Origin of the sequence: Catellatospora tritici (assembly GCF_019083965.1) — a bacterium.
Lineage (GTDB): Bacteria > Actinomycetota > Actinomycetes > Mycobacteriales > Micromonosporaceae > Catellatospora > Catellatospora tritici.
On record NZ_JAHRCY010000011.1, the window covers coordinates 40,504 to 55,433 of the forward strand.

The 14,930-nt window shown below is 71.2% G+C and carries 14 protein-coding genes and 1 tRNA gene; 11 read left to right on the forward strand and 4 right to left on the reverse strand.

All coding sequences use genetic code 11. The features are described from left to right. The first annotated feature begins 55 nt into the window (after positions 1-55). Genes KUA19_RS24350 through KUA19_RS24365 form a run of 4 tightly spaced genes read left to right on the forward strand, consistent with a single transcriptional unit; the run spans position 56 to position 3,616 of the window. The gene (locus tag KUA19_RS24350) at positions 56-607 is read left to right on the forward strand and encodes a hypothetical protein (protein ID WP_217399362.1); all 552 of its coding nucleotides are present in this window, start codon (positions 56-58) and stop codon (positions 605-607) included. Beyond that, complete coding sequence (locus tag KUA19_RS24355; protein ID WP_308167616.1) at positions 604-1,698, forward strand: peptidoglycan-binding protein; 1,095 nt, start codon at positions 604-606, stop codon at positions 1,696-1,698. Before KUA19_RS24350 ends, KUA19_RS24355 begins: the two co-directional genes overlap by 4 nt. Beyond that, complete coding sequence (locus KUA19_RS24360) at positions 1,695-2,363, forward strand: ABC transporter ATP-binding protein (RefSeq protein WP_217399364.1); 669 nt, start codon at positions 1,695-1,697, stop codon at positions 2,361-2,363. Before KUA19_RS24355 ends, KUA19_RS24360 begins: the two co-directional genes overlap by 4 nt. Further along, complete coding sequence (locus tag KUA19_RS24365) at positions 2,360-3,616, forward strand: ABC transporter permease (protein ID WP_217399366.1); 1,257 nt, start codon at positions 2,360-2,362, stop codon at positions 3,614-3,616. Before KUA19_RS24360 ends, KUA19_RS24365 begins: the two co-directional genes overlap by 4 nt. Positions 3,617-3,814: 198 nt before the next feature. On the opposite strand, the gene KUA19_RS24370 is transcribed toward KUA19_RS24365, so the two are convergent. Next, positions 3,815-3,900 (reverse strand) — tRNA-Leu (locus KUA19_RS24370). 344 nt (positions 3,901-4,244) lie between these two features. Between KUA19_RS24370 and KUA19_RS24375 the strand changes: the two genes are divergently transcribed. The 7 genes from KUA19_RS24375 to pknB all read left to right on the forward strand — a co-directional run bounded on the left by KUA19_RS24375 (position 4,245) and on the right by pknB (position 12,763). Then, the gene (locus tag KUA19_RS24375) at positions 4,245-4,997 is read left to right on the forward strand and encodes an FHA domain-containing protein (RefSeq protein ID WP_217399369.1); all 753 of its coding nucleotides are present in this window, start codon (positions 4,245-4,247) and stop codon (positions 4,995-4,997) included. A 5-nt stretch (positions 4,998-5,002) separates the two neighbouring features. Continuing rightward, positions 5,003-5,491: an FHA domain-containing protein FhaB/FipA gene (locus KUA19_RS24380; RefSeq protein ID WP_217399371.1), complete on the forward strand. Its 489-nt coding sequence runs from the start codon at positions 5,003-5,005 to the stop codon at positions 5,489-5,491. Continuing rightward, entirely contained in the window at positions 5,488-6,843 is a 1,356-nt protein-coding gene (locus tag KUA19_RS24385; protein ID WP_217399373.1) for a PP2C family serine/threonine-protein phosphatase, read from the forward strand. The genes KUA19_RS24380 and KUA19_RS24385 overlap by 4 nt, the downstream gene beginning before the upstream one ends. A gap of 145 nt (positions 6,844-6,988) precedes the next feature. Then, positions 6,989-8,308: an FtsW/RodA/SpoVE family cell cycle protein gene (locus KUA19_RS24390; protein WP_217399710.1), complete on the forward strand. Its 1,320-nt coding sequence runs from the start codon at positions 6,989-6,991 to the stop codon at positions 8,306-8,308. Beyond that, positions 8,305-9,813, forward strand: a complete 1,509-nt coding sequence (locus tag KUA19_RS24395) for a peptidoglycan D,D-transpeptidase FtsI family protein (protein ID WP_217399375.1) — start codon at positions 8,305-8,307, stop codon at positions 9,811-9,813. Before KUA19_RS24390 ends, KUA19_RS24395 begins: the two co-directional genes overlap by 4 nt. Further along, on the forward strand, positions 9,813-11,063 hold the full coding sequence (locus tag KUA19_RS24400) for a serine/threonine-protein kinase (protein ID WP_217399377.1): 1,251 nt from the start codon (positions 9,813-9,815) through the stop codon (positions 11,061-11,063). Before KUA19_RS24395 ends, KUA19_RS24400 begins: the two co-directional genes overlap by 1 nt. Beyond that, on the forward strand, positions 11,060-12,763 hold the full coding sequence (gene pknB / locus KUA19_RS24405; RefSeq protein ID WP_217399379.1) for a Stk1 family PASTA domain-containing Ser/Thr kinase: 1,704 nt from the start codon (positions 11,060-11,062) through the stop codon (positions 12,761-12,763). Before KUA19_RS24400 ends, pknB begins: the two co-directional genes overlap by 4 nt. 62 nt (positions 12,764-12,825) lie before the next feature. Here pknB and KUA19_RS24410 read toward each other — a convergent pair whose 3' ends face one another. Genes KUA19_RS24410 through KUA19_RS24420 form a run of 3 tightly spaced genes read right to left on the reverse strand, consistent with a single transcriptional unit; the run spans position 12,826 to position 14,920 of the window. Beyond that, positions 12,826-13,470, reverse strand: coding sequence for an aminodeoxychorismate/anthranilate synthase component II (locus tag KUA19_RS24410; RefSeq protein ID WP_217399381.1), 645 nt, complete (start codon positions 13,468-13,470; stop codon positions 12,826-12,828). Positions 13,471-13,475: 5 nt separating this feature from the next. After that, on the reverse strand, positions 13,476-13,751 hold the full coding sequence (locus tag KUA19_RS24415; protein WP_217399758.1) for a hypothetical protein: 276 nt from the start codon (positions 13,749-13,751) through the stop codon (positions 13,476-13,478). Further along, positions 13,751-14,920, reverse strand: coding sequence for a class E sortase (locus KUA19_RS24420; protein WP_217399383.1), 1,170 nt, complete (start codon positions 14,918-14,920; stop codon positions 13,751-13,753). Before KUA19_RS24420 ends, KUA19_RS24415 begins: the two co-directional genes overlap by 1 nt. Between the last annotated feature and the right edge of the window lie 10 nt (positions 14,921-14,930).

The window sequence follows — 14,930 nt, forward strand, 5'->3', positions numbered from 1 at the left end:
TGCCCGCCGCGACGCGGCCGGGTTCGCGGCGCGGTTCTCACGAGGGAGACACCTGATGACCACGAAACGGCGGTGGGGCGTGCTGCTCGCCCTGCCTCTGGCGGGCACCCTGGCCCTGGCCGGGTGCGCGCAGGCGCCCGAGGACGACGGCATCGCCTCGGTGGGCGGGGGCAAGGCCACCGCGACGCCGAGCGTCGGGCCGAGCCTGAGCCGCCAGGAGAAGGGGCTCAAGTTCGCCCAGTGCATGCGCGAGCACGGCATCGACATGCCAGACCCCGACGCCGACGGCCGGATCACCATCAAGGGCGGCCCCGGCGACAAGGACAAGATGGACGCCGCGAACAAGGCGTGCGAGCAGTACGCCCCGTTCGGCGATCGCGGCGGCCCCGGGCCGGACCCGCAGATGGCCGAGAACATGCGCAAGTTCGCCCAGTGCATGCGCGACAACGGGGTGCCGAACTTCCCCGACCCCGACGGCGGCCGAATGATGATCGACGAGTCCGTGGGCGGCGACCCCGACTTCCCCGCCGCGCAGAAGAAGTGCGAGGCCGAGTTCCTGCCCGGCATCGTCAAGGGCGGCCCGGACGGACCCGGGGGCAAGGCGTGACCGACACCCAGACCCAGCCGGGCCGCCGGCGCCGCCACCGGTCCGGCCGCACGGTCGTGCTGGCAGCGGGCGCGGTGGTCGCGCTCGGCGCCACGGTCGCGGCCGCCACCGGATTCGGGGGTACGCCGCAGAGCCCCGCCGCCACCGGGGCGCTGCCCCCCGCCACGGCCACGGTGACCCGGCAGACCCTGCTGGACACCCAGACCGCCGACGGCGAGCTCGGCTACGGCACCACCAGCACCCTGGTCAGCCGCCTGCAGGGCACGGTGACCCGGCTGCCCGAGGCGGGCGCGGTGCTCCGCCGCGGCCAGGCCGTCTACCGCCTCGACGACGCCCCGGTGGTGCTCATGTACGGCACCGTCCCGGCGTACCGGCCGCTGCGGCCGGGGACCGAGGGCTCCGACGTGCGCCAACTGGAGCAGAACCTGCGGGCGCTCGGGTACACCGGGTTCACGGTCGACGGCACGTACAACGCCTCGACCGCGTCGGCGGTGAAGAAGTGGCAGGACAAGTTGGGGCTGCCGGAGACGGGCATGGTCGAACTGGGCCGGGTGGTGTTCACGCCGGGCGAGATCCGGGTGGACAGCCTCAGCGCCGAGGTCGGCGAGCCCGCCGGGCAGGCGGTGCTGACGTACACGGGCACCACCCGGGTGGTCGTGGTGCAGCTGGACGTGACCGACGAGCGACTGGCCAAGAAGGGTTCGGCGGTGACGGTGCGGTTGCCGGGCGGCGGCACGGTCCCGGGGAAGGTCGCCAGGTCGTACACGGTGATCGAGGCGGGCGACGGCAGCCCCGGCTCGTCGGCCGAGACGAAGATCGAGATGGTGGTGACCCTGGCCGACCAGAAGCCGCTGGGCACCATGACCCAGGCCGCCGTCGACGTGGTCTTCACCGCCTCCGAGCGCGAGAACGTGCTGACCGTGCCGGTCGCCGCGCTGGTGGCGCTGCGCGAGGGCGGCTACGGGGTCGAGGTCGTCGAAGGCTCCACCACCCGGTACGTCGCCGTCGAGGCTGGGCTGTTCTCCGACGGCCGGGTCGAGGTCAGTGGCGACGGGCTCGGTGAGGGCATGACCGTCGGGATTCCCCGATGATCGTCCTGGAGGACGTCCGGAAGACGTACCCCGGCGGGGTCACCGCGCTGGACGGGGTCTGCCTGACCGTCTCGGCCGGGGAACTGGCCGCGATAGTGGGCCCGTCCGGTTCGGGCAAGTCGACCATGCTGCACGTGGTCGGCACCCTGGACCGGCCGAGCGCGGGCCGGGTCGCCATCGACGGGTACGACGTGGCCGGGCTGTCCGACCGCAGGCTGTCGGCACTGCGGGCGGCCCGGATCGGGTTCGTGTTCCAGCAGTTCCACCTGGCCGCGGGCGTACCGGCGCTGGACAACGTCGCCGACGGGCTGCTCTACCGGGGCGTCGGCCGGGCCGAGCGGCGCCGTAGGGCCGCCGTCGCGCTGGCGCGGGTGGGCCTGTCCCACCGGCTCGACCACGAACCGCACGAGCTGTCCGGCGGCGAGCGCCAGCGCGTCGCCATCGCCCGCGCGGTGGTCGGCGACCCGCCACTGCTGCTGGCCGACGAGCCGACCGGCAACCTCGACTCGGCCTCCGGTGCCGGGGTGATGGAGCTGCTGCACGACCTGAACCGGGGCGGCACCACCGTCGTGATCATCACGCACGACCGCGAGATCGCCGCGGGCCTGCCCCGGCAGGTGCACATGCGCGACGGTCGGATAGTGGCCGACGAGGTGACGCCATGACGACCACGATCAGCCTCGACCCCGGCCTCGAGCCGGGGCCGGACCCGGCCACCCGGCCCCGGCTCGCCCCGGCCCGGCTCGGGCCCGGGGACGTGCTGCGGGTCGGCGGCGTCGGCCTGCGTACCCGGCCGGTGCGGGCGTTCCTGTCCGCGCTCGGCATCGCCATCGGCATCGCCGCGATGATCGCCGTGGTGGGCATCTCCTCCTCGTCGCGGGCCGAGCTCGACCGCACCCTGGCCGCGCTCGGCACCAACCTGCTCACCGTCGCCCCCGGACACACCATGTTCGGCGAGGACGCGCACCTGCCCGAGGAGTCGGTGCCGATGATCGGGCGGATCGCCCCGGTCGAGCGGGTCTCGGCGGTCGGGAAGGTGTCCGACGTCAAGCTGTACCGGTCCGACCTGATCCCGAAGGTGCAGACCAACGGCCTGTCCGTGTACGCCGCCCGCACCGACCTGCCCGCCGTGCTCGGGGCGACCCTGCACAGCGGCGGCTGGCTCAACGAGGCCACCGCGGGCTACCCGGCGGTGGTGCTCGGCGCCACCGCGGCGCAGCGGCTCGGCATCGGCCACGCCTCGCCCGACACGCGCGTGTTCCTGGGCGGCGAGTGGTTCACCGTCGTCGGCATCCTCGACCCGGTGGCGCTGGCGCCCGAACTCGACACGGCGGCGCTGGTGGGCTGGGCCGTGGCCGAGCAGCGGCTCGGCTTCGACCGGTACCCGACCGTCGTCTACACCCGGGTGAAGGAGAACGCCGTCGAGGCGGTACGCGGCGTGCTGGCCGCCACCGCCAACCCGCAGGCGCCGAACGAGGTGGACGTGTCCCGCCCGTCCGACGCGCTGGCCGCCAAGCAGGCCGCCAACCAGGCCTTCACCGGCCTGCTGCTGGGCCTGGGCGCGGTCGCGCTGCTGGTCGGCGGGGTCGGTGTGGCCAACACCATGGTCATCTCGGTGCTGGAGCGGCGGGCCGAGATCGGACTGCGGCGCTCGCTGGGCGCCACGCGCGGACACATCCGGCTGCAGTTTCTGTCCGAGTCGCTGCTGCTGTCGGCGCTCGGGGGCGGCGGCGGGGTGCTGCTCGGGATCGCGGTGACCGGCGGGTACGCGACGTACCAGGACTGGCCGACGGTGGTGCCGGCCTGGGCGATGCTCGGCGGGGTGGGGGCGACGCTGGCGATCGGGGCGGTGGCGGGGCTCTACCCGGCGGTGCGCGCGGCCCGCCTCTCTCCCACCGAAGCCCTCGCCACCCCCTGACCCCGGTGCGGAAGGGCACCTTCGTCGCATCGCGTCAGCGAGGCGAGCAGCAGTTCAGCTCGCGCTACGCAGCAGAAGGTGCCCTTCTTCACTCGGGCCGCTGAACGGGCCGCCGAAGTCGCGACAGGTTGCGGACACAAGGTGGGGCAGGTTGTGGACAAAAAAAGTGAGGGGCTCCTGTCGGAGCCCCTCACTTGCTGGTGGGGAAGGGGGGAGTTGAACCCCCACGCCCTTTCGGGCACACGGACCTGAACCGTGCGCGTCTGCCATTCCGCCACTTCCCCAACGGGGACATGTCACTGCCCCGGCAGACTTGCTGTCCTACTGTCTTACTGACCTGCTGGTCTTGCTCTTGCGCCGGACCATTATGGCATGTCCCGGACACTCACCCGGAGTGACCTCCCGAAGCGTGCTGGCACAGCTTACGCTATGCCTGCTCCGCTTCGCCAACCGGTTACCCGGCGGGCGGTGCGGACAGAACATTAACACGACCACCTGGCCAAGTGTGAAATCGGAAGCGAGGATGGGTGATCGTGCGGGCGTGGCGTCGGCAACGGCGAACGTATTGGGCGAAGACGCGGGAGTGGAGGGCAGATAACATCATGTCCTCGGAACCCGAGGAGGACCGGTGAGCGTGTTGCAACGCTTCGAGAAACGGCTGGAAGGCCTGGTAGAGGGCGCCTTCGCGAAGGTGTTCAAGGGGGTCGTCCACCCTGTGGAGATCCTGAACGCCATGCAGCGGGAGGCAGAGGCCCACAAGGCGATCCTGGTCGGTGGGCGCACGCTCGTGCCGAACCGCTATGTGATCGACCTCTCGCCGTATGACCACAGCCGGTTGGCGCCGTACGCGGCGGCGCTGGCGCAGGAGCTGGCGCAGTCGCAGGCCGAGTTCATCGGTGAGCAGGCCTGGACGGTGTACGGCGACGTCATCGTCGAGATCGAGCGCGGCGACGGGCTCGACACGGGCATGTTCCGGGTCTCGGCCGAGGTCTACACGGCCGACCAGGCACCGCAGGCGACGTACGAGGCACCTCCGGCGTACCCGTCGTACCAGCAGGGTGGTGGTGGCGCGCCGCACGGCGGTGGCGCTCCCGGCACCCGCAACGTACGGCTGGTCTCCGGCGACGGGCGGACGTTCCCGCTGGCGATCGGTTCGACCACGATCGGCCGCGGCGACCAGGCCAACCTGCGCCTGCCGGACGTCGGCATCTCGCGCCGGCACGCCCGCCTCGACTTCGACGGCGCCCAGGTGGTGCTGACGGACCTCGGCTCCACCAACGGCACGATGGTCAACGGTCAGCGCGTCTCGGCGGTCGCCCTCAACCCGGGCGACATGATCCAGATCGGCACCACGACCCTGACGTTCCGCGTGGACGGCTGATCGGGTTGCCCGAGATCGTTCTCACTGCCGCCAGGTTCGGATTCCTCGTCCTGCTGTGGATCTTCGTGTTCACGGTGGTCGGGGTTATCCGCCGTGACCTGTTCGCCGGTTCCCGTACGGGCCGGCTGGTCGCCGCTCCGCGCGGGATCACCGGCACGGCGGCGGCGGGGGGTGCGCGGCCGGCCAAGGTCAAGAAGGGTCGGGCCGCGCACACGCTCGTGGTCACCGCCGGCTCGCTGGCCGGCACCAAGATCACGCTGGGCGAGGCTCCCATCACTATCGGCCGCGCCGAAGACTCCACGCTGGTCATCACCGACGACTACGCATCGGCGCGGCATGCCCGCCTGGTGCCGCGCGACGGCCAGTGGATGGTGGAGGACCTCGGCTCGACCAACGGCACCTACCTGGACCGCACCAAGGTGAGCGGACCTACTCCCGTACCCCTCGGCGTGCCGATTCGCATCGGCCGCACTTCCCTCGAATTACGGCCATGACAATCATCCTGCGTTACGCGGCTCGCAGCGACCGCGGTCTCATCCGGGACGGAAACCAAGACTCCGTCTACGCCGGACCGCGGCTGCTTGCCGTCGCGGACGGCATGGGTGGCATGGCCGCCGGCGACGTCGCCAGCAACATCGTCATCGGGGCCATGGCCCCGCTCGACGAGGACGTCCCCGGCGACGCGATCGTCGACTCGCTGCGGTCGGCGGTCAACCTGGCCAACCAGCAGCTGCGCGACACCGTGGACGCCAACCCTCATCTGGAGGGCATGGGCACCACGCTGACCGCGATGCTGTTCACCGGCTCCAAGCTGGGGATGGCCCACATCGGCGACTCGCGTGCGTACCTGCTGCGCGACGGCGAGTTCACCCAGATCACCAAGGACGACACGTACGTCCAGATGCTGGTGGACGAGGGCCGGATCAGCGCCGAGGAGGCGAGCAGCCACCCGCAGCGGTCGCTGCTCACCCGGGCCATGGACGGCCGCGACATCGAGCCGGAGTACTCGGTGCGTCCCGTGCACAACGGCGACCGCTACCTGATCTGCTCCGACGGACTGTCCGGCGTGGTGAGCGCCGAGACCATCGGCCAGACCATGCGGGAGTACGTCGACCCGCAGGCCTGCGTCGAGCGCCTGATCGCCCTCGCCCTGCGCGGCGGCGGCCCCGACAACATCACCGTGATCATCGCTGACGCCACCGACGAGGACATCGTCGAGCAGGCGCCGGTGGTGGGCGGTGCGGCGGCCCGCGACCGCGGCAACAGCTCCGAGGGCCAGGTCGAGTCGACCCCGGCCGCGCGTGCCTCTGCCCTGACCTCCTCGCCGCGCCCGTCGGCGCCCGAGCCGCCGGCCCCGCAGGCCGAGCCGAGCCCGCGCGCCGCCCGGCACCCGGTCCGGACGACCCTGCTGGTCGTCGTGCTGCTGGGTCTGCTCGGCGGCGGGTTGTGGCTGGCCTGGCAGTACACCCAGACGCGCTACTACATCGGGGCGACCGAGACCGGCCAGATCGCGATCTTCCGCGGCGTGCCGGGCCAGATCGCCGGATTCGACCTGTCCGAGGTGCGCGAGGTCAGCCAGACCAGTCTGGACGATCTCACCGCGCTCGCCCAGGAGCAGGTGCGCAAGGGCATCCAGGCCGACAACGAGGCCGACGCCCGAGCCCGCCTGGACGACCTGATCCGCGACGATCCGTCGAATATGAACATCCTGCCCACCTGCCCACCGTCGGCGAGCCCGTCGCCGTCGCCGTCCCCGTCGGTCTCGGGCACACCCGCCCCGACGGCCAGCGCCACCACGCCGAACGAGCCCGTGGTGCCCAGCCCGGTCCCGTGCCGGTCGAATTGAGCCTGAGGACATAGTGACCACCCCTCACACCGCTCCTCCTGTGACCGCGCCGGACACCCCGGTCGAGACCGCGTCGCGCTTTCCGCGCCTGGACGCGGCGGCCGCCCGTGCCCGCCGCACCGAACTGTGGCTGCTGCTGCTGGGCATGGCGCTCGTCGCCGCGTACCTGGCGATGGTCGAGGCGAACATGCTCGACCGGGTCACCATGGACTTCTGGTATCCGGCCGGGGTGCTGACGGCGGTCTTCCTGGCCCTGCACGTGGTCATCCGGCTGCGCGCGCCGTACGCCGACCCGGTGCTGGTCCCGGCGGTGGCCCTGCTCAACGGCCTCGGTGTGGGCTTCCTGCGCCGCCTGGACCTGGGCCGGGCCAAGGCGTCCGAACGCGTCGACCTGGCGATCTTCGCCGGTGACGGCGGCAAGCAGCTGCTCTGGACGCTGATCGCGGTGACCGGGGCGGCGGTGCTGCTGTGGTTCGTCCGCGACCACCGCTCGATCTCGAAGTACGCTTTCACGCTCGGCCTGGGCGGCATCGTGCTGGTGATGCTGCCCGCGGTGCTGCCCGGCAGCATCTCCGAGGTCAACAACGCCAAGCTGTGGATCCGGTTCGGCGGCTTCTTCGCGATCCAGCCCGGCGAGTTCGCCAAGCTGGCCCTGCTCTCCTTCTTCGCGTACTACCTGGTGCGCAAGCGGGAGGTGCTCGCGCTGGCCAGCCGCCGCATCCTGGGCATCGACTTCCCGCGCGGGCGCGACCTGGGCCCGGTCATCGTGGTCTGGGCGATGAGCCTCCTGGTTCTCGTCTTCGAGAAGGACCTGGGCACCTCGCTGCTGTACTTCGGCATGTTCGTGGTGACGCTCTACGTCGCCACCGAGCGGGTCAGCTGGCTCATCATCGGTCTGCTGCTCTTCTTCGGCGGCGCGGTGCTGGCGTACGTGCTGGCCGGCATGGTCGGCGGCCCGTTCACCAACTTCGGGCAGCGCGTCGACATCTGGCTCGACCCCTTCGCCGACCCGTACCGGCGCGGCTACCAGTTGGTGCAGTCGCTGCTCGGCCTGGGCACCGGCGGCCTGTTCGGCACCGGCCCCGGCGCGGGCAACCCGCTGCAGGTGCCCGAGGTGCGCAACGACTTCATCTTCGCGGGCATGGGTGAGGAGATCGGCCTGTTCGGCCTCACCGCCCTGCTGGTCATGTACCTGCTCGTGGTCGAGCGCGGCATCCGCGCGGGCCTGGCGGTGCGCGACTCCTTCGGCAAGCTGCTCGCGGGTGGCCTGGCGTTCACGCTCGGCCTGCAGGTCTTCGTGATCATCGGAGGTATCAGCAAGCTGATCCCGCTGACGGGTCAGACCACGCCGTTCCTGTCCGCGGGCGGCTCGTCACTGGTGGCCAACTGGTTGCTGGTGGCGCTCATCCTGCGCATCTCCGATGCGGCCCGAACCCCCGCCGTGACTGGAGGTGCTCGCCGGTGAACGCCCCTCTGCGTCGTGTCGGTGTCGTCGTGATGGTGCTGTTCGGCCTGCTCTTCGCCAACCTGAACTGGGTCCAGGCGTACAAGGGCAACGACTACCGGACCAGCCAGTACAACGGCCGCGTGCAGATCGACGAGTACGACCGCCAGCGCGGCTTCATCATGGCCGGCGGCAAGGAGGTCGCGCTCAGCAAGGAGACCGAGGACAACCTCAAGTACCTGCGCACCTACCCCAACGGGCCGGCGTACGCGCACGTGCTGGGGTACAAGCCGGTCAACGGCGCGGCCACGGGTATCGAGCAGATGGAGAACGACTTCCTCGCCGGCACCTCGGACAAGCTGTTCGCCGACCGGCTGCGGGACATGTTCACCGGTGAGCACACCGCGGGCGGCAACGTCATGCTGACCCTGTCGCGCACGGCGCAGGAGACGGCGTACAAGGAGCTGACCAACAACCGCAACGGCGCGAAAGTGGGCGCGGTCGTCGCGCTCGACCCGACGACCGGCGCGGTGCTGGCGATGGTCTCCATGCCGAGCTTCGACCCGAACCCGCTGGTGCAGCACAGCGACAGCAAGGCCTCCAGCGCGTACGACACGCTCAACAACCGGGCGGACAAGCCGCTGCTGAACCGGGCCACGCAGGAGCGCTGGCCCCCGGCGTCCACGTTCAAGGTGATGGTCTCGGCGGCCGCGCTCGGCAACGGTGCGAACCCGGAGACGCTGGTGGAGGCGGGCCCGACGTACCAGGCGCCCGGCACCACGCACGTGATCAAGAACTCGCACGCGGACGTGTGCCCCGACGACAAGATCACTTTGAAGCAGGCGCTCACCGTCTCCTGCAACACTGCGTTCGCGCGGCTGGGGGTCGAGCTCGGCGCGCAGCAGCTCACCGACACGGTGAAGGCGTTCGGCTTCTACGACGACGAGCTGCGGGTGGGCAACCTGTCGACGCTGGACAAGGCGCCGCGGGTGGCTGAGAGCGTGACCGGTCCGCTGACCACCTCGTCGGGCGGGGACGACAAGCCGACCATCGCCATCTCGTCCATCGGCCAGGCCGAGGTCAAGATGACGCCGATGCAGGGCGCGCTGATCGCCTCGTCGATCGCGAACGACTGCTCGCAGATGCGGCCGTACCTGGTGGACCAGCTGGTCGGGCCGGACCTGACCTCGAAGCTCTACGTGGCCTCGCCCAAGGAGCTTCGCCGGACCTGCACCTCGACCGTCGCCGGTCAGCTGCGGGAGATGATGGTCAGTGTCGTCGAGAACGGCACCGGCAAGAAGGCGCAGATCGACGGATACGTGGTCGGCGGCAAGACCGGCACGGCCGAGAACGATGAGGATGCGAAGTCGCACGGCTGGTTCATCGGATTCGCGATGAAGGATGGTCGGCCGGTCGCGGCGGTGGCGGTGTTCCTGGAGAATGCCGGCAAGGGCGGCAGTGGCGAGGCCGCTCGTATTGCGGGACAGGTCATGCGTGGTGTGATCGCGGACAAGGGTGGCAAGTGATGGTCTCCCCGGGCACGCTCCTTAGCGGCCGTTACCGCATCGACGAGCGGATCGCGTCGGGCGGCATGGGCGACGTGTGGCGCGGCACCGACACGGTGCTCGACCGCGAGGTCGCCATCAAGGTGATGCTGACGGCTCTGCTGGAGGAGCCGAACTTCGTCGAACGCTTCAAGGCCGAGGCCCGCACGATGGCCACGGTCAACCACCCCGGCGTGGTCCGGGTGTACGACTTCGGCATGGACCAGGTCGCGTACCTGATCATGGAGTACATCGAGGGTGACCCGCTGGGGCGCACCCTCAACAAGTTCGGTCGGCTCACCGCGGCCCGGACCATGCTGCTGGTGGCGCAGGCCGCCGACGCGCTGCAGGCCGCGCACGAGAAGGGCATCGTGCACCGGGACGTAAAGCCCGGCAACCTGCTGGTGCGCCCCAACGGCACGCTGGTGCTCACCGACTTCGGCATCGCCCGCTCGGCCGCGGCCGGGCAGCTCACCGCCACTGGCGCGGTGATGGGCACGGCCTCCTACCTGGCGCCCGAGCAGGCCTCGGGGGTGGGTGCCTCGGCCTCGTCCGACATCTACTCGCTGGGCGTCGTGGCGTACCAGTGCCTCACCGGCAACCGGCCCTACGACGGCGACACCCCCATCGAGATCGCGATGAAGCACGTGAACGGCACCCCGCCGCCGCTGCCGAACGAGATCCCGCCGGTGGTGCGCCAGATCGTGCAGCGGGCGATGGCCAAGGAGCCGGCGAAGCGCTGGCCGTCCGCGGCCTCTTTCGCCGAGGCGGCCCGGCAGGCGGGCAATGCGCTCAACCAGAGCGGCCCCACGCTGCCGATGCAGCCCGTGGCGGCGACCCCGGTCGGGGCGCGCCCGGTCAGCCCCGGTGGCCGTCCCGTCAGCCCCGCCCAGCCCGCCGCGGGCGGGTACCGGCCGGGAGCCGCGCAGGTCCCGGCCTCGGCCGCGCCGAAATCACCCGCGCAGCGGCCGATCTCGGCACCGCCTCCCGTCGTTGAGCGCAGTGGCGGGAAGACCGCTCTGATCGTCATCCTGGTGGTGCTGGGCATGCTGGGTGTGCTGGCCTGCGCCGGCTACCTCGGCTACAAGGCGAGGAAGGCGCAGAACCAGGGCAACGGGTCGCGGGCCGGTTCCGCGTATTCGGAACAGGTCACACTTTCAGCTGCGGGTTGGCTGAACCGAGCCGACCAGGTGAGCATGGACCAGATGATCGAAGGACGACGTACGCGATGAACGCGCAGGCGCGCCTGCTTGGCGGCAGGTACCAGGTCGGCGAACTGCTCGGCTATGGCGGCATGGCGGAGGTGCACCGTGGCCGCGACTTGCGGCTCGGCCGTGACGTGGCGATCAAGATGCTGCGTACCGATCTGGCCCGGGACGCGACGTTCCAGATGCGGTTCCGGCGCGAGGCGCAGAACGCCGCCGCGCTGAACCACCCGGCCATCGTGGCCGTGTACGACACCGGCGAGGAGCGCGCGCCCACGGGCGAGGTGCTGCCCTACATCGTCATGGAGTTCGTGGCCGGGCACACCCTCAAGGAGGTGCTGGCCGCCGAGGGCCGGATGGTGCCGCGCCGCGCTCTGGAGATCACCGCGGACATCTGCGCGGCGCTGGACTTCAGCCACCGCCACGGCATCATCCACCGCGACATCAAGCCCGGCAACGTCATGTTCACGCCGAATGCCCAGGTCAAGGTCATGGACTTCGGTATCGCGCGGGCACTGGCCTCCGGTGCGACGACCATGACGCAGACCTCCGCCGTGATCGGCACCGCGCAGTACCTCTCCCCGGAGCAGGCGCGCGGCGAGCAGGTCGACGCCCGCTCGGACGTGTACGCGGCCGGCTGTGTGCTGTTCGAGCTGCTCTGCGGCCACCCGCCGTTCGTGGGTGACTCCCCGGTGGCGGTCGCCTACCAGCACGTACGGGAGGAGCCGCCCGCGCCGAGCCAGAGCAATCGCGACGTCACCCCCGACGTCGACGCGGTCGTACTCAAGGCGCTGTCGAAGAACCCGGCCAACCGCTACCAGTCCGCCGGTGAGATGCGTGCCGACCTGCTGCGCGCCGCCGCGGGCCGTCCCGTGCTGGCCACCCCGGTGCTGCGCGAGGACCAGACGGTGCCGATGACGGCGCCCGCGCGCACCGGCGGCCGTAACACGTCGCCGGCCCGGGTCGGCGACGCCCGCCGCCGCCGCGCCTCCGGCTGGGTCATCGCGACCCTGACCGCGCTGGGCGTGCTGGCCGTGGTGGCGCTGACGGCCGGCCTGATCCTGGCGAACCGGCCCAAGGAGGTGAACGTGCCCAACGTGGTCGGCAAGACTCAGGCGGATGCCCAGAAGTTGATCGTCGCCCAGGGCCTGCGGTGGAAGCTGGGCAACCCGATCTCCAACTCGACCTGTGCCAAGGACACCGTGGCCCAGCAGAGCCCGGAGCAGGGACAGACGGTTCAGGAGAACGCTGAGGTCACGTTCAGCATCTGCGGTGGGAAGCCGACCACGGAGGTGCCGTCGCTGGTGGGCTTGACCAAGGACGACGCGCTGTCCCAGCTGCAGCGCGCGAACCTGGTGGCCAACGTCCAGGAGGAGCCGAGCATTCAGCCCGCCAACACCGTGACCAGGTCGGACCCGGCCAGCGGGACGTCTCTGGAGGTGGGCTCGACGGTCACTGTGTTCATCTCGAAGGGTGACCTGGTCAAGGTCCCCGGCGTGGTGGACAAGCCCGTGGACCAGGCCGTCGCGGCCCTGGAACTCGCCGGGTTCAAGCCGAAGATCGTTTACGCCACGACCACCGACGCGGATCATGACGGCACGGTCAAGACCCAGGACCCGGGTGCGGGCATCCTGAAGCCGAAGGACTCCACGGTCACGATCGTGGTGTGGAAGCTGGAGGAGGCGCCGCCGCCCAGCCCGTCGGCATCCGCGTCGCCGCCCGCCTGACCCCTGGCCCGACGCATGACGGCGCCTTCCCGCTTCGGGAGGGCGCCGTTTCGCGTACGGCCTCAGCTCGTGAACGCGGCCAGCCGCCGCTGCTCCACCTCGGCGGCCAGCGCCGGTGCCCGATCCAGGGCCTCTGGCAGGCCGCACGAGGCCAGCCAGTTGGCCAGCAGCAGATGCCCGCCCTGGGTCAGCACCGCCTCGGGATGGAACTGCACCCCCTCGACGGCCAACTCCCGGTGCCGCATCGCCATCACCACCCCCGACTCGGTACGCGCGGTCACCTCGATCTCCGGGGGCAGCGTCTGCTCCGCGACGGCGAGGGAGTGGTAGCGGGTGGCGGTGAATGGGTCGGGCAGCCCGGCCAGCACCCCCACGCCCGTGTGGTGCACCTGCGAGGTCTTGCCGTGCAGCAGCTCCGGGGCGCGGACCACGGCCCCGCCGAAGGCCTGCCCGATGGCCTGGTGGCCCAGGCAGACCCCGAGCATCGGCAGGGTGCCGCCGTACGCCCGGATCAGGTCGAGGCAGATCCCGGCGTTGTCCGGCGTGCCGGGCCCCGGCGACAGCAGTACCGGAGCGTCGAATTTGCCGACCTCGTCGAGGCTGATCTCGTCGTTGCGGCGGACCTCGCAGTCCGCGCCGAGCTGCGCCAGGTACTGCACCAGGTTGTAGACGAACGAGTCGTAGTTGTCGATCACGAGCACGCGCACGCTGATCACCCCGCGGGCAGAACCGCGGTCGCCGACGGGTCCGGTGTGCCGATCGGTGTGCCGGACGGCGTGACGGCCGAGGGACCCGGAGCCGGGTCCTCCACCTGCGAGTATCCGCTCTCGGGGTCGCCGACCTGCACGTCGTCGAAGGGCAGCAGCGGCTCGGCCCACGGGAAGATCACGTACCAGAGCAGGGCGCCGACGACGCCGAGCAGCAGCACCGAGCCGCCGAGCTTGCCGGGCAGGCCGAACGGGAGCTTGCGCCAGATCCAGGCGTACATCAGGCACCGGCTCCCAGCTCGGCGGGCTGGCCGTCGGCGCGGGACTGCTCGGAGACGAGCGTCCCGTGGATGATCAGCCGCTGGTAGTTGTCGAACTTCGGATTGCAGGTGGTGAGCGTGATCAACTTTCCGGCGGTCAGGCCGGGCGGCGTCGGCCGCACCACCTCGACCGCGGTGGGCAGCACGATCCGCTGCTTGACGACCTCGTAGACGTACCACATCTCGGCGGTCTCCACGACGATGCGGTCACCGGGCTTGATCTGGTCGAGGTCCCAGAAGGTGGCCCGGTTGCGGTGGCCCGCCACGGAGAAGTTGCCCGGCTGGCCGGGCATGGCGCTGTTCGGGTAGTGGCCGGGGGCGTACCGGATGTCCTTCTGGGTCACGCCCTGCACCACCACCCAGTGCTTCTTCAGCTTGGGCAGGTAGAGCCGGGCCACGGCCTTGCCGGCCGCCGGTGGGGCCAGCGGCGCGGGGCTGGGCGCGGTCGACGGGGTCACGGTGGGGTTGTCCCAGGCCAGACCCTGCTCCAGCTCGCTCTGGTGGGCGTCGACGATGGCCGTCTTGCCCCAGACCTCGTACGCCGCGAACAGCAGGATGACCAGGCCGAACGTGATCATCAGCTCGCCGGTGCCGCGCAGCGTCGACCGGATCACCGAACCGACGGTCGTCCGCGTGTACTCCGCGTGGGCGCTGCGGTAGTTCTTCTCACCGGCGCGCACCGCCTTGACGGGCACCTGTGGGTCGCCGCCGCCCCAGCGCGGGCGCGGCGACGGCTTGGCGGGCGCCTCGTCCGGCGGGGGAGCGGGTGGCACCGCGCCGAGCAGGCCGGTCTCGTCGGTGGCCACGGCCCGACCGGTGGCTGTCGTCGGGGCGGGCCGGGCGATGCCCGAGCCGCCGATGCGGGGCAGCTGGGTGGTGGCGTCGGCGTCGACCGGGCGCGGCGGGGTCTGCTCGGTCGCCGAGGACCAGGACAGGGGCGTCTGGGGGCGCACGACCGGAAGCGCGGTCGTCGCGTCCGCCGACACGACCGGCAGCACCGTGGTGGCGTCCGCGGGGACGATCGGCAGCACGCTGGTGATGCTCGCGTCGGCGGGCAGGGCGTCGGCCACCACGCGGGGGAACGTGGTGGTCTCGTCGTCCTGGGGGTCCGGGGCGCGGTGCCTGCTCATGTGTGTGTCT